The sequence below is a fragment of the Spirosoma fluminis genome (genome assembly GCF_054778895.1).
In genome coordinates this window covers 50,362-72,361 of the sequence record NZ_BAAGZD010000012.1, presented here as the reverse complement: position 1 = coordinate 72,361, position 22,000 = coordinate 50,362, and the positions used below count along the sequence as shown (strand labels likewise).

19 protein-coding genes are annotated in these 22,000 nt (G+C 40.2%); 10 read left to right on the top strand and 9 right to left on the bottom strand.

Going from position 1 to position 22,000, the window contains the following annotated elements; genetic code table 11:
* Nucleotides 1-16: 16 nt before the first annotated feature.
* The 9 genes from ACYVBJ_RS15655 to ACYVBJ_RS15615 form a co-directional block, all read right to left on the bottom strand.
* The gene (locus tag ACYVBJ_RS15655) at nucleotides 17-2,425 is read right to left on the bottom strand and encodes an AIPR family protein (protein WP_460983248.1); all 2,409 of its coding nucleotides are present in this window, start codon (nucleotides 2,423-2,425) and stop codon (nucleotides 17-19) included.
* Nucleotides 2,426-3,391, bottom strand: a complete 966-nt coding sequence (locus ACYVBJ_RS15650) for a PD-(D/E)XK motif protein (RefSeq protein WP_460983247.1) — start codon at nucleotides 3,389-3,391, stop codon at nucleotides 2,426-2,428.
* A gap of 6 nt (nucleotides 3,392-3,397) precedes the next feature.
* Nucleotides 3,398-6,403 carry a Z1 domain-containing protein gene (locus tag ACYVBJ_RS15645; protein ID WP_460983246.1) on the bottom strand — a complete coding sequence of 1,002 codons (3,006 nt, stop codon included), beginning with the start codon at nucleotides 6,401-6,403 and terminating at the stop codon, nucleotides 3,398-3,400.
* Nucleotides 6,404-6,407: 4 nt separating this feature from the next.
* Complete coding sequence (locus ACYVBJ_RS15640; RefSeq protein WP_460983245.1) at nucleotides 6,408-7,934, bottom strand: ATP-binding protein; 1,527 nt, start codon at nucleotides 7,932-7,934, stop codon at nucleotides 6,408-6,410.
* Nucleotides 7,935-8,360: 426 nt separating this feature from the next.
* Nucleotides 8,361-10,058, bottom strand: coding sequence for a DNA cytosine methyltransferase (locus tag ACYVBJ_RS15635; RefSeq protein WP_460983244.1), 1,698 nt, complete (start codon nucleotides 10,056-10,058; stop codon nucleotides 8,361-8,363).
* A gap of 252 nt (nucleotides 10,059-10,310) precedes the next feature.
* The gene (locus ACYVBJ_RS15630) at nucleotides 10,311-10,736 is read right to left on the bottom strand and encodes a very short patch repair endonuclease (protein ID WP_460983243.1); all 426 of its coding nucleotides are present in this window, start codon (nucleotides 10,734-10,736) and stop codon (nucleotides 10,311-10,313) included.
* Nucleotides 10,736-10,960 (bottom strand): hypothetical protein, encoded by a 225-nt coding sequence (locus ACYVBJ_RS15625; protein ID WP_460983242.1) that lies wholly within the window; start codon nucleotides 10,958-10,960, stop codon nucleotides 10,736-10,738. The genes ACYVBJ_RS15630 and ACYVBJ_RS15625 overlap by 1 nt, the downstream gene beginning before the upstream one ends.
* A 149-nt stretch (nucleotides 10,961-11,109) precedes the next feature.
* Entirely contained in the window at nucleotides 11,110-11,304 is a 195-nt protein-coding gene (locus ACYVBJ_RS15620; protein ID WP_460983241.1) for a hypothetical protein, read from the bottom strand.
* A 49-nt stretch (nucleotides 11,305-11,353) separates the two neighbouring features.
* Complete coding sequence (locus tag ACYVBJ_RS15615; protein WP_460983240.1) at nucleotides 11,354-11,575, bottom strand: hypothetical protein; 222 nt, start codon at nucleotides 11,573-11,575, stop codon at nucleotides 11,354-11,356.
* A 417-nt stretch (nucleotides 11,576-11,992) separates the two neighbouring features.
* Between ACYVBJ_RS15615 and ACYVBJ_RS15610 the strand changes: the two genes are divergently transcribed.
* The 10 genes from ACYVBJ_RS15610 to ACYVBJ_RS15565 all read left to right on the top strand — a co-directional run bounded on the left by ACYVBJ_RS15610 (nucleotide 11,993) and on the right by ACYVBJ_RS15565 (nucleotide 21,926).
* Nucleotides 11,993-12,343: a helix-turn-helix domain-containing protein gene (locus ACYVBJ_RS15610; protein ID WP_460983239.1), complete on the top strand. Its 351-nt coding sequence runs from the start codon at nucleotides 11,993-11,995 to the stop codon at nucleotides 12,341-12,343.
* Nucleotides 12,344-12,347: 4 nt separating this feature from the next.
* Entirely contained in the window at nucleotides 12,348-13,103 is a 756-nt protein-coding gene (locus ACYVBJ_RS15605; protein ID WP_460983238.1) for an ImmA/IrrE family metallo-endopeptidase, read from the top strand.
* Nucleotides 13,078-13,617, top strand: a complete 540-nt coding sequence (locus ACYVBJ_RS15600; protein ID WP_460983237.1) for a hypothetical protein — start codon at nucleotides 13,078-13,080, stop codon at nucleotides 13,615-13,617. The genes ACYVBJ_RS15605 and ACYVBJ_RS15600 overlap by 26 nt, the downstream gene beginning before the upstream one ends.
* A gap of 410 nt (nucleotides 13,618-14,027) precedes the next feature.
* Nucleotides 14,028-15,167, top strand: coding sequence for an SAVED domain-containing protein (locus ACYVBJ_RS15595; protein ID WP_460983236.1), 1,140 nt, complete (start codon nucleotides 14,028-14,030; stop codon nucleotides 15,165-15,167).
* Between the two features lie 13 nt (nucleotides 15,168-15,180).
* Entirely contained in the window at nucleotides 15,181-16,365 is a 1,185-nt protein-coding gene (locus tag ACYVBJ_RS15590) for a cyclic GMP-AMP synthase DncV-like nucleotidyltransferase (protein ID WP_460983235.1), read from the top strand.
* Nucleotides 16,352-16,753, top strand: coding sequence for a hypothetical protein (locus ACYVBJ_RS15585; protein ID WP_460983234.1), 402 nt, complete (start codon nucleotides 16,352-16,354; stop codon nucleotides 16,751-16,753). The genes ACYVBJ_RS15590 and ACYVBJ_RS15585 overlap by 14 nt, the downstream gene beginning before the upstream one ends.
* Before the next feature lie 74 nt (nucleotides 16,754-16,827).
* On the top strand, nucleotides 16,828-17,874 hold the full coding sequence (locus ACYVBJ_RS15580; protein ID WP_460983233.1) for a nucleotidyltransferase domain-containing protein: 1,047 nt from the start codon (nucleotides 16,828-16,830) through the stop codon (nucleotides 17,872-17,874).
* Nucleotides 17,875-17,877: 3 nt separating this feature from the next.
* Nucleotides 17,878-19,620 (top strand): ThiF family adenylyltransferase, encoded by a 1,743-nt coding sequence (locus ACYVBJ_RS15575; protein ID WP_460983232.1) that lies wholly within the window; start codon nucleotides 17,878-17,880, stop codon nucleotides 19,618-19,620.
* Nucleotides 19,621-20,112 carry a Mov34/MPN/PAD-1 family protein gene (locus tag ACYVBJ_RS15570; protein ID WP_460983231.1) on the top strand — a complete coding sequence of 164 codons (492 nt, stop codon included), beginning with the start codon at nucleotides 19,621-19,623 and terminating at the stop codon, nucleotides 20,110-20,112.
* Between the two features lie 11 nt (nucleotides 20,113-20,123).
* Nucleotides 20,124-21,926, top strand: coding sequence for an SAVED domain-containing protein (locus ACYVBJ_RS15565; protein ID WP_460983230.1), 1,803 nt, complete (start codon nucleotides 20,124-20,126; stop codon nucleotides 21,924-21,926).
* The last annotated feature ends 74 nt before the right edge of the window (nucleotides 21,927-22,000 follow it).

Below are 22,000 nucleotides of genomic sequence, written 5' to 3'. Positions count from 1 at the left end.
CATTGTAGTCATTCTTCTATTTATTCCACTGGATATTGCCAACACTTTGAATTTGTTTAATTGTTGGAGATTTTCCTTCTTTAAGTGCCTTTCCAATTTCATCATATACCGAATAAAATTTTGCTCCCTTTAACTTGGCAATTTCGCGTTGTCGTTGAAATTCAGAAATTATATCACCTCCATTTTCTAGGCAATTATTGTAAATTCTAAATATTATTTCAAATGACTTATGCCATTCACCATTTTCAACCACTTGGATCTGGTCGAAAATTTCAGGGCTTTCTATTCTAATTTTTTGTGTGATTTCCTCCTCAAACTCACAAAAGGCAACCGGAATATCAATCTTATTATTTATACACTGAACCATGTAATCCAATTTATTAACTTGACTCTTGGATAATTTGTCGCCAAATAAAGCAATTAGTTGTTTATAATAGCCAGCAGTCCTGGCAAAAATTCTTGTATTGTTCGAAAGGTTACTAAAGTCAACAGCCTTTAATTTATTTTTTTTTATCAATCGTCTCTGAAGTTCATCTTTTGAGACTGAATACTTTTTAATTGAATTAATAAATATTGTACTGGTAATAAAGTTTTTTATCTCTTTTGATTGGTAAATGAGGTCCCATAAGTCTTTTCGTTTGGAATATTCTCCGTAATCCTCACTGGGAGAGTACTTCTTGATTAATTCATTAACTAATTCCATAAGATGGGTTAGCAAATTTTTGAGCTCTTGGTCTAACCCTTCCTGTTGCCAAATCTTAAGGAGATCAAATGTGATTCCGTTCTTGGAACCACTAGTATTAACGTAGAGAATTGATATTGTGTAAGGGACAACAGCAGAGCGAAGTTGCCCCATTGCATTCTTGCCAGATCCATAAATAGTAACAAGTTCTTGGAACAAGATAATCTTTGCAATCAATTCTTCGAAAAAATCGCGGTCAATCAAAGGAGCTTTTCCGCCCTTTTCAGATCCGGATATTTGTTCAATAAATGTACGGAAGATTTTGTCACCGCCTTTTTTTACAAGATAAGGATGAGCATCCCAAGACATATAATATTTAGCTAGCTCTTCCTTGGTAAATCGACGTTCTTTTGGGAATTCATTATTTATTTTAGTTTTTGCATTAGGGTTTTTCCGTAACAGAGTATTAAACTCCCCCTTAAACCTTTCAAAATACCACTTTTTGCCAGAGGGTGTTAAAGTACTTTCAGATATTGATTTTAATTTAATTAACTCTTCACTACGAGATCGTAAATCTGCATTACTAACTTTAGACTGGGCATTAGAAAATTTGCTGATATTACTTATTAATTCATTTAATTCTTTCTCCCCCACATTTTTGGCAACATTGACTTTAGCCATTACCTTGATTTTACTGATATCAAGACCTTCTTTCCTGGAAAAGTAAATGGTTGCTGTCGTTTGACCTCCATTTACTATCTGAAAATCTTTTAAGGAAGTAATTAGAGTGAGCTCACCCTGATTCACAAATTCAGCCCCGACTGCAGTTATGGTGAGCCCATTGTTATAAGCGATAAAGTATTCCGGAGTTTTTCTGATTGTATCTCGAATACCCTGATTTACTCCTTTAAATTGCAAAAAAGACCGAACATTTTTTTCAAGCATACGCGTACTATAACGCTTATACAATTCTGCCAGAATGTTTGCAGGTAGCACACAGAGATAAGATTCAAAGTTCATCTCATCAGCTGCACGTATTGATTGAATGCCTTGGCCGAATAGCTTCTCGAAATTTACTTCTAATAATTCCCTATTGCCCTGAGATATAAGTACATTATACAGATAATTAAGGTCAATAAGTCTTTTGTAAATAATGATATCTTTTTTAACAGTGACTTTGTTACTGCCGATCATATTAACAGTTATTGTCTCATCCTCAAAATCTATATTTTTTGGCTGTGGCTCGGCTCCTCTCCTTTCTATAGTTGCTGTAGCTGAAATCAGAAATATTTCAATCACATCAATTTGCTCCAATCCGTCAGTAGAGGAAGAAATAAAGTTAATCAGGCTTTTAACAGAACTTGTCTCCTGAACTTCATTATTCAAATGTTTCTTAATTGATTTTATAATAAATTTTGAGGCTTTAGAAAAAATACTGTCATAATATCCTTTTAAAGAAATCAACAGGTCTTCTTCTGCCCTACCGGGTACAAGGGATTCTTCATTAACAATAAAGAGTTGAAGACGCTCCTCAGATTCATTTATTTTGTAGCCGTTAATTTTAATATTATCTGTCCTAAGGCTAAAATAACAGTCGTTATATCCGTCAGAATCTATAAGTTTAGCATCACTTAGAGATGGAAGAATAGTTTCAATAAAAGCTGATTCAGTTATAAATCCATCTTCATCCTTACTTTCTTCAAGTAGATCGGTACGATACTTAATGTATTCCTGAATTTCCATTTAAAAAAATTTCTCTGATGATAAAAAAGGCTTCAACGACTGTACATTCAGTCTGTAAGTTACAGTGCTGATAGAATCCGGCAATTTTTCCCTTACCAAGCGGGGAAAACCTTCAGTATTACAGGAATACGAATTAATACTTACAGGAGCAAAACGGAGGAAGTTATATTTTTTCAGAGTATTTAGGGTTAAGCCTTTCTGGGCAATAGCTTTTAGGAATATTGAATAATCTCCCATTTTTAAAATAACCTGTTCTTTAATCTCAATCCCTGTTTCTTCAAGTGTTACTCCACTGAGGGGATCTGGCTCGATGGTAACAATCATCAATTCCAGTTGCTTTCCCTGTTCAGCCTGTAATTGATATTCGCTGGAAATTTTTATCGTTGCCGAGGTGTTAAGCTTGGTCTTCACTTCTACATTACAGAATTCCCCAATAAAATCATGCCCAGTATCATAAGGCCCATTCCACGAAGATAAAACTTCATTTATCTGTGACGACCCGGCTGATATAAGCATGTCTCTTAGAATCAGAAATTCACCTAAAAGTCCTCTTACTGCATCTTCCGACAAATCATCACCCTTATTCTCTTGAAAGAATTCACTCCATTTATAATATGTCTTTAGAAATTCGGAAACATATACAGGGGCTTCCTGTATTGTATTTATTTTATTGTAAATCGAGAATATCAGATCATCGAACAAATCTGTATACTGGTCATCAAGTAATGTTAAAAGTACCCAGCCATCTTCCCGGTAAAGTTCAAGGGACAGGTTTTGCTTTACAGATGACTTAAAATCGGCATCGTAATTAACAGGTAATTTTAGGATTAGACAACGCATCCCGTCTTTCCTTACACCTAGAAATAAATCGGGAAGTGTAGATGAATCAATCCGAACAGTATTCACCGAGCCAGATTCCGCCTTAACCAGTAAAATCCATTTAGAAGCAAGTATTGCTAAATCCATAAACTATTACTCTTCAATGGTTTCAAGTGATTCATCCCATTCATCAGCTTCCTCATCCTGCTCATTAAGATCGTAGTCACCGTGAACATACTCTCCTCCTGGATCTGGCTCTATTGGTGGAAAGCCAATAGCATATCCAATCAGCGGAATGTTGATATTTATACCGTTGGCTACGACGAGGGAATTCATTTCATCATCATTTTGTAGAAATATCTGTTTCATATCCAACAGATAAACTACCAACAATCCTTGGTTATCAGTCATTTCTTCCCGATAAACTCTTTCAGGAATTGTTGTATGCTGGGCTTTAGTTTCGTAGTTCTCATCGCCCTTTTTCCTATAATATTCGGTTCGTTCTTCCCGAAATTTTCTTACTGCATCAATTTTTGTTTTTTCTGAAAGTAATAATCCAAAATCACTGCCTGCAGCAACGATATTCGCTGATCTACCTGAAGCAGAAAATATGCCATCCCTTATAAAGGTAGATCGGAAATAACCATCTTCAGCAGGGCCGGATCTCACTGAAGTTCTTAGATCATTAGGTAGACCAGTAAAATCAGATTTAAGTACCGCTCCTTTACCGCTTGCTTTTATCGCAATTGTCCATTCTTCAAGTTTATTTTTCGATTTACAGAGTTCAATAAATTTACTTATTGCAGCTACTTCGAAGTCAACAAACGTATTTTGTAATGTTAGAAATTCTAAAAGCTGGCTGGTGCCTACTTTAAGGGTAAAAAATTCTTTATTATTATCGTAGTAAATGTTTGCCTTATATTTTTCTATAAATGACTTGAAATCTGACCACGATTTTTCAATCAGATTAGCATCATTTATTTTAAATCGGGTTGACTGAACAAGTTGATCTTGGTATGACCATTTTACCGTTGCTACATTTTTTAAAATAGATGGCCTAGTGATTTTTAAAGTACCAGGATGTTTTCTCACTCTCAGCACAAAATCATTAGGTGTTTTATGAAGCCTGTTCATTTTAATGAACTCCGCTTCAAGTTCTTCAATAGCACGTGTAGTTGAGTCAAATTTACTTATAGCATCAGTTGTAGTAAATATCTTACAACAATCTACATAACCAGGCCGGTAACCAAACCAGCGACCCATCTGTAATAAAGTATCTGAATAATTAGTATTTCGTATGAAATAGTTAATTGTAAGTCCTTCAAGCGTAAATCCTCTGGATAGCCGGTTACCACCAACGGCAATTATTTTTTTGCCATTTCCAAAATTATCTTTTACATATTCAAGCTTATCTCCAGTTTCACTATTTATAGCTTTGACTTCAATATCTTTGATTGCTTCAATAATGAACTTCTTTATTTCCTCAAAAGTCTTAGGAATTAAAAATTCATCCTGATAGCCATCCGGTAGGTAACTACGTATATTCTGTACAACGTTCGCGTAATATTTATTCCATATCTTTTCCAGTGTTCCGTAGATTAGACTTTTATTATTGGGTAGATCATTATCAATACTCTTTTTTAAATCTATTAGGTAAATTTCAAGTAATCTTTTTGTTTCATTCTGCCATGGAATAAATCTGGATATATGTATCAGCATCGTATGATGCGGATTTAGGAAGCCAGAATCCGTCATTTCCGATACCCTGCTTAACCGCAGTGCAATACTGAGAATAAAACATTGTGTTGCTTCCTTTAGAGAAACAGGAAGCGACACAGGGAATTTGTCACCCCTTGTAGCAGCCCTGCCTCTTCCATCAGGTGTAGACACTCGTGCCGGAAATGCAGTATCGGTATCGCTTACGACTTCTACAAGTGGTAACTTATGGGCATCGTATAAAATAGTTTCAAAAATTTGTTTGGCCCCAATGTAATTACTGGGTGTGCTGAGTAATTCTATAAAATCATCCGGAAAAATATTATTTACCTGGTCAAAATTCTTTTCTATTACCTGCCCATTAGTACGATAGCTTACTTTCCATTTTGTTTCGCTTGGTCCATTGCGATCCTGAAGCACATTAGCGAACGGAGTAGCAGTATAACCTAAATATGTTTTTTTGGTAAATAGATTTAGTAACGCTCTTATGTGTCCATTGATTATACTGGCATAGTCAACTCCTTTTTTTCCAAGGTTATTTAGTGATGCGTTATCTGCCTCATCGTCGACAATAAGAAAAGGTATATCATGCTTTTCCTTGTTCTCATTCAAATAATCGCTTAACCAGATCAGCAAATTTTTTAAAACGCCAGTATTTTTTTTACAAACAAGAATATTTTTATTATTGAGAGAAAAGTCTATCTCTTTAACTGACTTCTTAAAGTCTGATTTATAGGAGGTTATTGAGGTTACCTGTCTTACTGACTGATCGCCCTGTTCACCAAATTTTCTGACTTTACCAACCCCTTTATCTCCTTTTAAATCTTTGACAATATCAATTGTACCCTCTCCTATTACATCTTCTTCAATTCGAAGCTGAGTTTGGCTTCTGAGATCTTCCATTGTACCTGAAAGCACAATTATCAAACTGTATCCAGCATCGATTGATCTATTGATAACAGCATTAAAATTTCCTGTTTTTCCAGACTGTACGCTTCCAACAACTAATCCTTTAACATAAAATGACTTATCAGAACGTGGGTCTCCAAGCTTTCCGAGAATTTTTTCGCTGGAGTGGCTAATTTCAGCCACAACTTTTTCAGATCTACCCTTTTTTGAAAGGTAGTTTAAGTAACGGTCTATATAATTTGTGGGTAATATCTGTTTTCGTTCATCAGTCAACCATGTTTTAAACCCTTTTGCCGTTAATGAAATAGATGGATTTATTTCAATTGGGTGAACTGACTGGTATTCTTTAATGGCAATATTATAAAAATGCTCTTTATCTTTTTCAGTTAATCTTTTTACACCAGGCAAAAAATTCATTTGCCTGAGTACTTCAGGTTTGATTGTGTCAAATAATGAATGGGTAATAGAATCATATTCAGAAAGAATATCTTTAATAGTAACCTTTATTATTTCAATGTAGTCTGAATTAACCATAGGTTTAGTTTAGAAGTTGCGTAATCTTATGTGGAATAGTGTCTACTCGATAGCCTAGAGCTGGTAGGATAGTATTTTTTATTGTTTGCTTCTGGATTCCCTTTTGGATTAAATTGACAATAGTGCTTTCCAGATCATCTTCAATTGAATCATTTTCCTTAGTAACTTGGAATGATTTATCCTCATGGGTATGTCTCAGCTTATTGATACCTGTATTTATCATTCTAATCAGTAGATTAAAAGCTTTGACAGAATCAGAGTCCATTTTTTCTTTTATTATACTTATCAGTGGAAATTCTGAATTGATTTCCAATAAAGATCCTTTATTTGTAATACTCCTTTCAAAAAGCTGCTGATCTTTTTCTGATCTCCTTGAGGAAATTTTGCGTATGTCCCTGTTAAAGTATTCTTTTTCAGCTTCAGTCTTCAGCTCAATAATATATTTTAGAAAACCGGTTTTTAAATCGAAAGGGATAGCAATTTGTGATTTAGCTACGTTGAGTTGTAACAGATTATCAACTCTGTTGCCTACCTCGACCCGAAGACGAGCCAGTTGAAGTTTTGGAGATTTTCGGATTATACCGTTCCAGCCTCCAAAAAGTATAATTCTGCCCGATCGGTAAATATACAGGCCTTCCATATCCATAAGCCCTCGGCTTGGTGGTGTCCAAACATTTACCCGTTCTTTACTTTCCTCTATACTCCTGACTGGTAGAATAAAACCATCCAGCCTGATTACGTCTGTTTTGAACGCCTTATATTTGGGTTCAACCGGACGAAAACCTGTCTCCTTCTCAGGAAAAGGACTAAATGGTTTTAGTCTTACATTGTTAATACGTATTTGTAGAGGGTATTCTGCCCGTTCCATGAAGCGATGGAAAACAAGAGACAGGTAATCATGGGTAACTTCTGTTAGCTGATGACTAAGGGCATCACTTCTACTCCGCCCTTCTAGAAAATTTTCAAATTTATATAGTCCCTGCCATATGATAACAGTGCCGGCTCTAAAGTCGTCAAAACCATTAAAAAATCCTGTACTTAAGGACTGATAACGCTCCATTAATTGTTGTATATCTTCCTCTTGGTTTATAAGAATCTGCCATTCTTTTATTATTTTCAAATGCTCCACATCCCATGTTCTGGCAGTATATCCCTCTTCACTTTTAGGTCTGGAAATAACCGTAAACTTCCGTGTCTGAGCAAAGGAAGCCGTTTTCATTCCAAGCCCGAATCTGCCCAAATCAACTGTATCCCGCTGTAGTTCTAAAGAGGAACTGGGAAAGCGCATGCTCTTCCGTAGACACTCCTCATCCATACCGTTACCATTATCAGCCAGGAAAAGTGTGAAAGGAAGATTTTCTGTGTCGACCAGAATTTCAATTTTATCCGCGCCTGCAGAAATTGAATTATCAATTAAGTCTGCCAGCGAAGTTTCCAGAGAATAACCCTGTTCAGATATTGATTTAATCAAATATTCAGGGAAAGGAGTACCGTCTTCATAAATAGTTGAATCTTCAAAACTTGGTAACATGTGGTTGGTGTGGTCGATTAATTTTAAATTCTACGTTTTTCCCCTTTCCATCGGCTCCCTTATAATGGTTATGCGCACTGTCATATGTGTCTGATTTAAACACCTTACAAGAGATATATTCGCTGGTCAATTTTTCAATGACAAACTAAAAGGATTACCTACCGTAACCTCGAACCTAAAGCATAAGGGTTGCTGTACAGAATCATACTGATGAAAGTTTACTCTCTTAGTATAATCTAATTCCTGTATGTTGAACAAAATTGAATAAGTACCCCAGGTGATGCGCTGATTTTTGCCCTGTCGGCAGTACGACTTGAGGGTTGATCAATCCTACTGTTTTCGAACAGAAGTTGGTTTGTTTTGTAGACAACCTTTTCGATGCAATGATAAATGCAAATTTACCCCCTAAAACTGACATTTCTACCCTTACAAAACCTCCACTGGTTGTAAAGCCTCCAGAGAAGAGGTAGGCTCTCTGATTAAATTGATCTGATTTAACAAGTCACTTACTATATCTGCAATCTGTTTTGCCAAATAAGGAGGGACTGCATTGCCTACCTGATGAAATTGTGCGGTTCGGGGACCGCAGAAAAAATAATTATCAGGAAAAGTCTGAATTCGGGCTGCTTCTCTTACTGTCAGGCTACGGCTTTGGCTAGGATCAGGATGAATATAATAATGGCCATCCTTTGAAATATGTGAGGTAACCGTCCTGGATGGTTCGTTCCAGCCCTGCACACAGAACCGGTCACTGAACTTACCATTAAAAACACCTTCCCGGACGTTTTTATGGGCAGGCAATAGCCCATCCGGATAATCAGCCAAATGTGGAAAACGACCATGTACTTGGGTATAACAGGACGCAAACATATATCTTAAAATGTCCAGTCTGATATGAGCCCGGGTTTCATGATTACAGATTCCAGTTAGCTTTGAATCAGTGTACCAAAAACCAGGATTGTATTCAGGTACGGTCTGGTTGGGGAGAAATTGCCCGCCTGCTCTATTTGCCGGCACTTTTAGATGACGACCGGTTTCCGTTAAAAGTTTAAGTGTTCCTTTATCAACATCCTGCCATAGATACTCATCTGCAATCCCTTCTCGTATCGTATTTATCCAATTAAGATTGGTGTCCAATGTTTCACCGTTTTTGCCAGACAGCTGGCTCCGCAATGGCGGCAAATCACGAATAACCTGACTTAAAGGAACAACTCCTTCACTATACGCTTTCAAAAACTGTATTTGTACGTTTGGAGCAAGATCACGTCGAACTCCAAGTAGTATCAAGCGGTGCCTTTTTTGCGGAATCCCGTATTTTTCTGATTCAATCAAAAAGTCTTTTGGGTGATGCCTTGAATCACCAAAGATATCTTTTTCAATCGGGGGCTTAATAATGGAATACAGTATGTAACCAGGGTGTTCCACTTCATCAACTGATGTTCCGTGCAAATCTCTATATGCCTTTAAAGGGTCCTGTAGATCATCAATAATCTGAGTAATAATATGGTCGTCTTTGATTTTAGAGGAAAGCAAACCTTTTACATTTTCCATTACAAAGACAGAAGGGCGGTGTACGGCCAGTATCCGATAATATTCCCGATAGAGATATACACGGGGATCATCTGGATTTATACCTTTTGTCCTTGCCCGGCCAACTATTGAATACGCCTGGCAGGGTGGCCCGCCAATCAGAACCCAGTCTCTGGCACCATTGATTGCTTCCCGGATACGGTTGTCAACCAGTTGATCAGACACGCCTATCGTGCCATCCTTATCTTTAACAAGGATTGCTTTCCAGGCCTGCTCTTGTGCAATCTTAAATTGATCAGTGTATAAACTATAGAGTGCTTCAGTTGACTCAATTTGACCTTCAAGAAAAGAATAGTATTCGTCAGGAAGCTGGTCAGATGGAAATTGGCGCAGAAATGTACGAAGCAACAATGTCTGATAGGCAAATGGATCTTTCTCGATTGATAACGCAATTTTGAAGCGCCTGGAATTAGAGTTAAGGCCATTGACTACTGAAGAGAATCCTTCTCCTAACCCACCTGGGCCAGCAAATACATCCACCACCGGGATAAGATTAGCTTCGGTTGAATTGGAAGCAAAAGGTTTTATTGGCATTGTGAACACTTATAAATCCTGTTGTAACAAAAAATATTATTTCAATAAATAGATAAAGCTAAAATCATTGGCTGATTAACGGTTGATTTTTTAATACCCAAGAACTGTCCAAATATTGACGAATTGACGCAATCAGTACAGTTATAATAGATACATTGCCTTAGCTTCCAGAGTGAAGCTTCAATTACTGATTGGCTGGTCAACTTTTAGAAGCATTTGAAATAACTTCAGCATCTGTTACAAGTGAGATGATTATTTTGGAATCTGTTTCAGCTGACTGACTAAGCTTTGAAGTGTTTGCTCTCTGATTGCCGGTTTTAGTTCACATTCAAAAACGGTCATAATTCGCCAATTGTCGGATACTAGTTTGGCGTTATTTCCCTCATCACGACGACGATTACCATTAATCTTGTTTAACCACCAGTCTGTGCGGGTTTTGGGCACAACAAAGTAACGACATCCTTCATGTCCATGATAAAAACAGCCATGCACAAAAATTACTGTTTTGTATTTTGGCAGAACTATATCTGGTTTGCCGGGTAAGAGCTTATCATGCAACTTGTAGCGGAAACCGTGAGCGTGTAAAAATTTCCTTACTATTAGTTCAGGCTTGGTATTTTTACTCTTTACACGGCTCATATTATAGCTGCGCTGTTCAGGGGTATGTACGTCAGCCATCAATATTTTTCATCAAAGTATTCCTCTCCATTAATAAAAGTACGTCTTATTTGACCGCGAAATGGTATTTCGCAAACTAAATGGCTGAGTTCGTATGCGCTTCGCTGGCTGGCAGCATCGACAGCGAACTCCTGTTCTGCATACTCAAAATATTTACCGGTATTGGGTTCATGCCCAGCTACACGTATCACCTTTATTGTGTAGGTTTTAACAATCGGCTCCATTTTGATGAAATTTTCGAAGTGCTTTAATAACCAAGTCTGTTAGAAAATTGTAAATTTTTATTGCGTTCAACAATGCATCTCTCGCTATTTATCACTTTCTAAAAGGTTAGCTTTGGATTGTCTCTTTCTATCCAGTTTTTGTTGATAAATTAATTGATGTCATTGCCTGCTTTCAGTTCACGACTATGTTTTTCACGAACAGCGTCTTCCAAATAATCAGTTTGGTTTTTCTGTTGCTTTAATATGTCGATTACGTCAATTGCCAGCCGCAATCCCACTTTTTTACCTGCTTTTTTCACGCGTCCTGAACCAGCAACCTTCTGTCGTTTAGGCTTTCTCTCCATACCGATTTTTAGAATAAATTACTGATTGCAGCAATAGGTCTTCCCATCATTAGAAAACAAAAGCCTCAAATTCAGCCACTCCCTTATAAAGAGCATTGTAATAACCAACCTTGGCTACCTGGTTGTCCCGGTCATCAAAAACGTAGGTTTCACCAAGTGAGTCTGTTAAAAGCCTTTGGCTGACTAAAGTAGAATCTATTTTTGGAAATCGTCCTGTTACCTTGTCGGCAAGAACAAACCTGTAATCTGGAATATAACGTCCCTTTGCCATATCTTATCTGTAATTATAAACTACATATAAAGATAAGGATTTTATCTATCGTCTTGACGATAGATAAAATTAAAATGTATTATTTTGCAACTTTAGTATTTGGAGTTCATATACAATCAACATGAATTCTATACGATCGTAGTTAAATTACATAGAAAAAACTCGATCGCTTATCATATATCTAAGACATAGAGATTACTTGTACTTCGTTACAAATTATAAACACACTTTAAGCAGAGTACTTATAATCTGTAACAGGGTACAGAGACTATTAAACACACAAATGGAGTAGTTTTGGCGTTTCCCTAGCCCATTAATTCGGCTATCGGACTGAGCATTCAAAAAATCTGTTACACGATATGAACTTTAAAACGAAAAATCCGTTCCATATGTAACAAAGCGCGAGACAGACAATGTATGGACAAACTTAAAGTCGTCGGGACTAACATCGCTTATTTGCGTGACGCCCTGGGGCTTTCTCAGCAGCAACTGGCTGAGTATTTGGGAGTAAACCGAGTTGAGATAAGTTATTTTGAGAATGGTCAACGGCCTGTTCCGAACTCTAAATTAATAAAATTAGCTGATTTAGCCGGAATAAATGCTGAGGATTTACTTGATACAAGATTTAACCAACAGACACTGAAAGTTAAATTTGCCTTTCGTTCGGATGGATTTGAACCGAGTGATCTACAAACGATTGCGGAGTTTCAACGGATAGCGCGAACCTACCTTCGATTCAAACTCTTGAGCGGACAAAAAGAAGTATAGTAGCATGAAATCTGAACTTGAACTAAACATGAAACGGGAAGCTCGCCGGTTCCGTCAGGAACAAGGTCTCAGTGATTCTGAGCCAGTGGCGGTTCGTGGCCTGTTAGCCAAGTTGAAAGTAACAGCATTGTTCAGACCTTTGAGCGGTAACTTTTCTGGTATGGCTATGTTCCGCGACGATAGTCGGTTTATGCTTATAAACAGTCTACAATCGATTGGCCGACAAAATTTTTCGATATGCCACGAGTTATACCATTTATTTATTCAGAAACGTACAATTGCCCAAATCAGTTACGCAGGCCGGTTTCCTGAGAAAGATATTGATGAGCTGCAGGCCGACTGGTTTGCTGCTTATTTATTGGTTCCTTCTACGGGCCTCTGGGATAATATCCCAGCTGTTGAGTGTGCAAAGGATAAATTGACAATAGGCACTTTTTTAGACCTCCAACACCTGTATAAATGTTCGCGCATCGTATTGTTACGTAGCCTCAAAGAAGAAAATCTAATCTCGTCGGCTGGCTATGATCGTCTGTTGGAGGAAGCCAGAAGTGAGCAATGGCGTTATGGGTACTCAAACTTTCTGAATAAACGTCAGGATAGTAATAGCTCGGAAACGTCTTACATAATCAGCGATTATGGAAAGCTGGCAAAGCAGCTTTACGATAAGCAATTAATCAGTGAAACGGATTACCGAAATGCGCTGTACGATTCCGGCGTAAGCGAAGAGCAACAAAATGATCGATTGGATGAGGAAAATTGACGTAGCAGGCAAGCGACTGTTAATGGACGCCGACACTATCGGTCATTTTTGTAAAGGGAGATTTCTAGGGTACTCAAAATACCTCTTTAGTGGGCAAATGTATATTCTGGAGGATGTGGAAGATGAACTTTGTAGCCGGCCAAATTCACCCCATCGAAAAGAGGTGATACAGGCGATACAGGGTGGCGTATTCATCCGTTTGGAAATGCCGAACGAAGTAAATGTGATAAATGAATATAATTCACTCTGTAAAATACGCTCCGCAGGCGAAGCCGCATGTTTAGCTGTTGCCCGGTTTGTCAGGGATACTATTGTTGTAACAAATCTTCCTTGCTTGGCAGACTATTGTAAACAGCATGGTTTGGCTTACATCGATACTGTCGGACTTTTATGGATTGCTTATAACGAGAGCATATTAGCTGATAAAGATCTTGCTGAACTAATTCGCAGCGTAAGAAGAAACGGTGGTCGGCTTTCTGAATTAGCCGTTCAACAGTTACCAATTGTTGTTTAAATATGACGATTTGTCACGATTGTCAAAATTGAGTATGACATATAAAATTTGGCCGATGAATTGAAATAACAAACAATAAGGCAATTCTGTCAGGATAGGCAAATAAAAAAAGGGTTAGGTCAACCGCCAAGTCTCTCTAACCCTTTACCCTTTGGACTACCCGATAAAGTGCCTCCTTAGAGAAACGCGCACTGAAAAAACAGTGGGTGGGTGTCCTGTTTTTGTTGTTAACGAGCTGCAAACATAGTTGTTGCGCTCCGATCCTCCAAACGAGGACTTTCGATGCAATGGGCCTTCCCAGCACCCTTTTATCTGCTCCCCAGTAATTCTCGTTTAGTTTCTCGCCATATTTTTCTATAAGCCTTAGGCTGCTAAAGCAGTCCGGCTTGTTCAATTTTATCCAATTAGTAATGGCAAAAGCTAAAAACCGAAAACCCATTCCCGACCGCATTATCCGCGAGCTGTGGACCTGTTCAGCAGGACGGTGCGAATTTGAAGGCTGTAATAAGCCTCTATGGCGAGATATACATACCCAGCGGTCATTTAACCATGCTTTTATTGCTCACATTATTGCTGCCGAGGTAGGAGGAGCCAGGGGGGATAGCATTCTTTCTGAACGACTTTGTCAGGATTATGACAATCTTATGTTGCTATGTGGCGATTGTCATGCCCGCGTGGATAATCTGCTCACCCGGGATGATTATTCTGTCGATCGATTACGGCAGATGAAACAACGGCATGAGGATCGAATCGAGCGACTAACTTCTATACAGGAAGACAAAGCCAGTGATGTTTTATTATTCGGAGCCAATATTGGTCAGCATAACTCGCCATTGAATTTTAGTGAATGTAGCCGGACAATAACCCCTGCGTATTATCCTGCTAGTGCCTCCCCAATTGTTCTCAGTCTGTCAAACAGCAGCATACGAGATAATGAAGCTCTCTACTGGCAATTTGAGCGAACTAACCTGGAAAATCAGTTTGCCCATAAGGTGCAAGCCCGCCGTCAAGCTGGGGAAATCAGGCATTTGTCCGTTTTTGGGTTAGCGCCACAACCTTTATTAATTCAACTTGGGGCGCTACTGGGAGATATTCATCCCGCCTTGGTTTACCAGCGTCACCGGGAACCTACTACCTGGCAATGGCGCGCGCCTATGTCGCCAATAAACTACCATGTGATTGAACCAACTCAATCGAATGGTTTAGCCGTGCTGAACATATCCCTCAGCGCCACCATCGCGCCAGAACGAATTTATGCTGTTCTAGGTCCAGATTGTGCAATCTGGACGCTTACGATCGACCAACCCGACAATGATTATCTGCGCACCGAAGAACAACTGGCCGACTTTCGATCGACTATGCGCACTCTGCTAAATCGAATAAAATGTAAACATGGCCAGGGGGCTTCACTGCATATTTTTCCCACCATGCCTGTAGCAACTGCAATTGAGCTCGGTCGTGTTCGAATGCCGAAGGCCGATGTGCCCTTTGTCCTCTACGATCAGAATTATCTTACCAAGGGGTTTTCTCAAGCATTTATCATCAACTAAATACCTACCGAACATGGTCGTTACACCACCAACCAATTACAGTAGCTTATTACTCAAAATAGCTCAGACACTGGATATCACACCCAGTCAGTATGATAAAGCTGTTGCGCACTATCAGGCAGTTGGAAAATGGCTCGACGCAGCCGACTCGCCGCTAGCCATATACAAACCTGTGATACATCCACAAGGATCACTTAGGTACGGAACTGTAATTAAACCCCTTTCCAATCAGGATGAATATGATATTGATCTTGTTTGTAAGCTTCAGATAAACAAACTACTTGTATCCCAGCAGACTTTAAAAAAAATGGTGGGAGATCGACTGAAAGCCAATAAGGATTATCTCCGGATGCTGGATAAAGAAGGACGCAGATGCTGGCGACTGGATTATAACGAAGCCGAGCGATTCCATCTGGATATTTTACCCGCTATTCCAGATGCATATGACTGGTTGTTACTGGCAGGAGTGCCCATCGAGTTGGCTCAACATGCACTTTGCATTACCGATCGCGAAACATGGGGAACAGACATTGATTGGCCCAGGGCGAACCCGGAAGGATACGCCCGCTGGTTTTATTCACGAATGCACGTTGCATTTGCGCTTGCACAGCAAACACTCGCCAATGAGATGCGAATGAAGGTAGAAGACGTGCCAGCTCACCGGGTGAAAACAGTCCTACAGCAGGTCGTTCAGCTACTGAAACGTCACCGGGATATCATGCTCGGCGATGATGAAGATAAACCAATATCGATAATTATCACGACACTGGCTGCCTGGGCTTATCAAAATGAAACGGATCTGCTGTCTGCCATGAAGAACGTTTTGGCAGTTATTCCTGGCTTAATCCGCTTTGAGCGAGGTGAGTTTATTGTAGAAAACCCAGTTAATCCATTAGAGAACTTTGCTGATAAATGGAAAGATAATCCCAAGAAAGCTGAGAAATTCTTCACCTGGGTTAATCAGGCTCAGCTAGATTTTAACAAGTTGGAGCAGTTACGCGGCTTACCTAATGTAGCCGTAAATCTGAAAGCGCAGTTTGGTGAAGACATTGTGACCCGGGCCCTAAATTCCTTAGGTGATGAGACACGCCAGGTGAGGGAATCAGGAAACTTATCAATGGAACGGGGTACAGGTTTGTTGTCAAGTGCTGCAGGTGGCATTAAGGTTTCTAATCACCATTTTTATGGCTCACGATAAATGGCAACGGGTGCCTTTACCTACTCAGGGTGAATTGCTATGCCGTGTTATGCCCGGCAGTAAATTCACCCTGCAGAGAGATGAATTACGCTGGTGGGGTTGGGTTACCCCGAGTCTTATCAGCTTGACTTATAAAATCAGGTTGACTTACCGCGTTGGCCGTCGGCCTGCTGCACAAGTCATGGATCCTTCTCTGACCACTTTACCAGATGTTACCCTTCCACATACATATGATGGGGATGAACTATGCCTTTATTTTCCTGATGGAAAGGAATGGCATGACGGGATGCTTCTTGCTCACCGTGTTCTTCCTTGGATTTCAGAATGGTTATACCACTATGAAATATGGCTGGTTACCAAACAGTGGAACGGCGGAGGAATTCATTGACTTCCGACGCTGAAAAATGTATGATTTAGCCGAAAGGCTAGTGTTAAAAGCAATAGCATTTACTAACTAATTCAATGGCAGACTTACAAACCCAGTTCGAGCAGTTTAATAAGACAATTTGTTTGGGCCGTTTTGAGGAAGAGCAGACTCTACGGGACAAACGTGACATTGTACGTAAAAAAATCGAGGATTATCTTCCAGCCGTATTTGAAAAATACGGAGAAACATGTCCGGAGTTTTACTTCCGTAACCAAGGTTCGTATGAGCTTGGAACGGGGATAAAGCCTTTGAACGGTGATTACGACATTGACCAGGGGCTTTATTTTATATGCAGCAAAGAGGATTATCCGGATCCGGTTACGTTAAAGAAACGAGTCCATGAAGCCTTAGACGGTCACACGAAAGATGTTCGGATTCGTCGTCCATGCGTGACGGTATTTTATCAGAAAAATGGTGAATATGTCTATCACGTTGATATCGCCATTTACTCAGCTGGGAATGCAAATGGAAAGACTTATCTGGCTACAGGTCGACTGAATTCATTACCTATTAATCGGGAGTGGCTTGCGGATGACCCAGCCACATTGGCTAAATTACTTAGCGAACGTTTTAGTGGAAATGACCGAAAGCAATTTCGACGTATTCTACGCTATCTAAAACGTTGGAAAGATTTTAATTTTAGTAAGGCTGGTTTTGCTGCTCCACGTGGTATTGCTCTTTCCGTGGCTGCCTACTACTGGTTCTCTCCAGTTTATACAGACCGGTTCAGTGGTAAAATGAATGACTTAGGTGCTCTAAAATCCCTGGTCAAGGCTATGATTGATAATTTCCAGACAATTTCCTGGGTTGATTCTATTCGACGTCTGACGGTTAATTTACCTGTCGAACCAAACAACGATCTGTTCGCCAAGATGACCGATGTCCAGATGAAAACGTTTGAACAGAATTTAACAGATCTTTATGATCTATTGGTTAAGGCTGAGCAGGATGCGGACCCAGTGACTGGCAGCCAATCGCTGCAAAACAAAGCATTTGGTGCTGATTTCCCAGTACCTGCGAAAACTCAGACGGCTCAACGCTCTGCGACCACAGGTATAGTTGGGGTACACGAATCAGCATAAAAAATGACTAGCAGCCCCAACCCGGAGTTAGAAACAATAGTACATAAATTACTTGAGGCAGGAAGTTTATCAGGAACATGGGAGCGTCTTATACCCTTGCCTCGGTTGTACAAAGAGCGGGGAGCTGAAGCAGCTATTCGGGGTGAGATAGATATTGATGGACAACCTATTATGGTAGTTGTTGGGTTCAAGTCGTCTTTCCCACTCAGTGTACCACTTGTTTATATCCAACCTGCCAATGCGCTGGGCTTTATTCCCCATCTTGAAGCAGATGGTTATGCCTGTTATGTTAGAGGGGATGGTCAGTTCGTAAATTATCATCAGCCAGCAGCTGTGGTTCGGGATGCTCTACAAAGAACCCGTGAAACCTTATCGCGCGGGTACCGGGGAGAAAACACAGTCGATTTCACAGACGGGTTTGCAGAATACTGGAGCCGTTTACCTAACACAGGTCGGACACAATCTCTGGTAAAACCGTCAGAATCGTTTAAGAAAATTATCCTGGCTACTGGTTCGCTTAACAAGAAAAAACAAACTAGTTACTTAGCCGACGACGAGCAAACGATTCGCTCGTTTTCCGTCCAATTACGGGATGAGGTATTTAATGTAAAAAAAGCATTCTATGTACCGTTGGAAAAGGGAACACCTTTAATTCCGCCCTCTTTGGGAGCCATGTGGTCTCTTCAGGATATTCATCAGATTATCAAATTATATACCTCCGAAAAAACAAAACACAATCTCCAACGGGCGGCCCGCAAATGGAAATCAGTTGAGACGGTTATTCTTGGATTGCCCCGGCCAGGCGGAGGCTGGGCCTTATTCGGCATTACGTTTTCTGGGGTGCAATATGGTTATCCACTTTGTGAAGGTTCATTGGTAAATAAATTACAGCCTATTATTCTGGACCGTCTGGATCGGGACTATTTAATGACGCGCGGTGGTAGTTCATCGAGCTTACATACCAGACATGTCGCCATAATTGGTTGTGGATCAGTTGGCGCATCTGTGGCAGTAGAATTAGCACGATCGGGAGTAGGTCGTCTGACGTTAGTTGATAATGACGTGTTGAGTGCAGAAAATGTCTTTCGCCACCCTGTTGGTCAATATGCAGTTGGGATGTCTAAAGTAGACGCAGTTAAGAGCGATTTGGAACTTCGTATACCATACATTCAGGTAACTGCTCTTGCTGAGCGAATCGAAACGTTGATCCGTACAAAGAAATTTTCTTGGTCAGACTATAATTTAATTGTTATTGCAACCGGCGAACCAACAATAAATCAATATCTAAACGAGTCTCTCCGGAGAAGAAAATCCAGCCCACCAGCGCTTTATACGTGGATAGACCCTTACGGTATCGGTGGACATACATTACTTGAGCAATATCATGACCAGCCCGGCTGCTTACAATGTCTTTATGAGTTTACGGAAGATGGGTATTTAGCCAATCGGGCTTCTTTTGCTTTACCAGGCCAATCATTTCTGAAAGATTTATCTGGTTGTGGCAGCTTGTTTACCCCTTTTGGCTCATTAGATGTGCTGCGTACAGCCGAACAGACAGTGCGCATGGCCTTAAATTCTTTAGCCGGCAAAGGATCTAACCAAATTTGTTCCTGGAAAGGGGATAGCACCATTTTCCGAGAACTGGGTTATCAACTCACGTCCCGATATGAATTTACGGAACAGGAGTTAATCAATCAGCGGACGTCTTTTCATCGCACTGATTGTCCCATTTGTCATCTTAGCTAAATGGAAACGAAGTGCTCTGATCTACTATTTACTGACAATAAAGGGAAGTTCAAATTACCCGGGCTTGTAGTCAATCAAATGCATCAATACAGGCAGGTAAAATCTAATACGCCCGAATCCGGTGGTTTATTACTAGGTCGTTTTATCCTAAATAGTCCAGATGTTGTGGTTGATGAGATTACGACGCCATTACCTACCGATCGACGTAGCCGGTTTCGTTTCCGGCGTGGATCTTATGGCCACCAGCAAGTAATAAATGACCGTTGGTTTCAAAGCGATGGGACTTGTAACTATCTGGGCGAATGGCATACACATCCTGAACCTAATCCCGTACAGTCGACGCGTGACATTGCGAGTTGGCAGATGCAACTAGATCGCTTACCTGATGACCAGGATGAATTATTTTTTGCCATAATCGGCACAAGTTCCATTGCTGTTTGGAAAGCTCTTCGTCAGCCTTTTTCCTACCATCAACTTATTCAGCTACCCTAACAAATACATATATGACAACTGCCACAAACCTAATGATTATACGCCAGCCCGGTTTGCGGGCAATAAGCGAGAACGAAGTACTGGAAGTTTTTAGCAAAGATGAAACACGTTTAGCGCAGCATCATGTCCTGGTAGATATGCAGGAATATCCAATTGAAGGGGGGGATTGGACTGAATCAGAAGGCTATATACTTAATGAAGCGCGTAAAATCCGGGAGTATGCAGATCAGAAAAAAAATGTTAAGATTGCCTATTTTGGTATAGCTGAAGTACCGCACATCATTGCACTGGGTGCATTTTTGAGTGATCAGTACCACGTGGATGTTTTTGGCTGGGATCGCGATGAAAACTCCTGGGAATGGCGGGCAGCTAAGCCCACGCTTAAGGTGGTTACGAATGATTGGCCTAAAATTGTACTTCCACTGACGGGTTCTGCAATTATTCGCGTAGAACTATCTGCTTTTGTTGCTGATGCAGATGTAGAGGAAGCTGTTGGCAAAGATCATTTAGCTGATATTCGGATTCAACTCGGTGATGGACGTACACCAATGATTGGAGCTGGTATCGTTCAGTCACCCGCTGATGTACAACATGTACGGGAAACTTTCCGGCAAGCACTGGCGGAACTCAAGCAGTATCGTCCGAATGTAAATTTAATTCATTTGTTTGTTTCTGCTCCGGCGCCAATTTGTTTTGTAATTGGACAGGAACTACAACTACGGAACAATATTCCCATTCAAACGTATCGATTCCGTGTCGTTCCAGATCAGCCATCACAAAAAAAAGCAGTCTATCTCACTGGCGAAGAGGCAGAATCCGCCACCCGAACACTAACGCCGAAGCAGAAAGCAAGAGCACGCAAAATTCGTACAACTATCTGGCCTGAAGTTCTGAAACAGGTTCAGCATTACGCCGAAACCAGGAGACGGGAAGCTCGCGACCAAAAACGTATTTGGTTCGAGTATCTAACTAATCATGAAGATCTTACCGTTGCCAATCCATTTCCCCGACTTCCACCCATATGGGAGGTTGTTGGTCTTAAAGACACCGTGAGTACTCATCCCAGGCCTACTGAGTACGGGCATCCTACTGATTCAAATGAATGGGAGTTAAGCGATTCACTGCTTATTGATTTATCGAAGGCCTGCCGCGACGATGATGAATTGAAACAGCTCATCCGACTATTTTTATTTCACGAATATCTGCATATCCACCATTCGCTTAATAAATACAATGTAGAACTAATCGGTAGGTTTGCCAACTGTTTGGAAAAGCTTGATTATGAGGCAGATTTGTACGCCTTGCTTCATCAGCTTGACTATACATTATTCTATGAACCGGCAAAAGCGAATAAACGGGAAAAGGAATTTCTGGAAGAACAATTAGATCTGATTCTTCGATCTACCTGGGCATTCGTTCAGGGGACAACGGTTAACAGACCGCAGGTAAGGGCAGTCAGGCGTTTGCTGAACTGGTATTGGCGCCATGTTCAGGTTCAGCGGGCCGATAGACTCGTCGTTACACTGTCTGTTCTATCGAAAGCCCCGACAATCGAATTAATAGGCCCAATGCTATCTGTTGGGAGTAGTCGGGTCTATATGTCCATGGTAGACCTTGACAAAACAGTGGAATTGTCATTGGGTATTGTCCTGGAAAACGAGAAATTTCTCCGGCGTGAAGATGCAGTTAATTTTAGTTTAAAGAAGTTGCTGGATGCCTTTCGAACCCGTGATCATAATTCTATTAAGAAGTTCTTTCTAGGCATTTTTGAGGAAGCGAAAGAGAAGGCTGGAGCACTTCCTGTCATAGACTAGTTGAAGTTGAACTAAAATAGTGACTATTTTGTGTAATTATCACAATGAAATCACTATGTTAGTTCAATTTCGAA

Coding starts and splice junctions, on each gene's coding strand:
- ACYVBJ_RS15655 (WP_460983248.1), bottom strand. CDS start 2,425: ATGGAAATTCAGGAATACATTAAGTATCGTACCGATCTACTTGAAGAA.
- ACYVBJ_RS15650 (WP_460983247.1), bottom strand. CDS start 3,391: ATGGATTTAGCAATACTTGCTTCTAAATGGATTTTACTGGTTAAGGCG.
- ACYVBJ_RS15645 (WP_460983246.1), bottom strand. CDS start 6,403: ATGGTTAATTCAGACTACATTGAAATAATAAAGGTTACTATTAAAGAT.
- ACYVBJ_RS15640 (WP_460983245.1), bottom strand. CDS start 7,934: ATGTTACCAAGTTTTGAAGATTCAACTATTTATGAAGACGGTACTCCT.
- ACYVBJ_RS15635 (WP_460983244.1), bottom strand. CDS start 10,058: ATGCCAATAAAACCTTTTGCTTCCAATTCAACCGAAGCTAATCTTATC.
- ACYVBJ_RS15630 (WP_460983243.1), bottom strand. CDS start 10,736: ATGGCTGACGTACATACCCCTGAACAGCGCAGCTATAATATGAGCCGT.
- ACYVBJ_RS15625 (WP_460983242.1), bottom strand. CDS start 10,960: ATGGAGCCGATTGTTAAAACCTACACAATAAAGGTGATACGTGTAGCT.
- ACYVBJ_RS15620 (WP_460983241.1), bottom strand. CDS start 11,304: ATGGAGAGAAAGCCTAAACGACAGAAGGTTGCTGGTTCAGGACGCGTG.
- ACYVBJ_RS15615 (WP_460983240.1), bottom strand. CDS start 11,575: ATGGCAAAGGGACGTTATATTCCAGATTACAGGTTTGTTCTTGCCGAC.
- ACYVBJ_RS15610 (WP_460983239.1), top strand. CDS start 11,993: ATGGACAAACTTAAAGTCGTCGGGACTAACATCGCTTATTTGCGTGAC.
- ACYVBJ_RS15605 (WP_460983238.1), top strand. CDS start 12,348: ATGAAATCTGAACTTGAACTAAACATGAAACGGGAAGCTCGCCGGTTC.
- ACYVBJ_RS15600 (WP_460983237.1), top strand. CDS start 13,078: ATGATCGATTGGATGAGGAAAATTGACGTAGCAGGCAAGCGACTGTTA.
- ACYVBJ_RS15595 (WP_460983236.1), top strand. CDS start 14,028: ATGGCAAAAGCTAAAAACCGAAAACCCATTCCCGACCGCATTATCCGC.
- ACYVBJ_RS15590 (WP_460983235.1), top strand. CDS start 15,181: ATGGTCGTTACACCACCAACCAATTACAGTAGCTTATTACTCAAAATA.
- ACYVBJ_RS15585 (WP_460983234.1), top strand. CDS start 16,352: ATGGCTCACGATAAATGGCAACGGGTGCCTTTACCTACTCAGGGTGAA.
- ACYVBJ_RS15580 (WP_460983233.1), top strand. CDS start 16,828: ATGGCAGACTTACAAACCCAGTTCGAGCAGTTTAATAAGACAATTTGT.
- ACYVBJ_RS15575 (WP_460983232.1), top strand. CDS start 17,878: ATGACTAGCAGCCCCAACCCGGAGTTAGAAACAATAGTACATAAATTA.
- ACYVBJ_RS15570 (WP_460983231.1), top strand. CDS start 19,621: ATGGAAACGAAGTGCTCTGATCTACTATTTACTGACAATAAAGGGAAG.
- ACYVBJ_RS15565 (WP_460983230.1), top strand. CDS start 20,124: ATGACAACTGCCACAAACCTAATGATTATACGCCAGCCCGGTTTGCGG.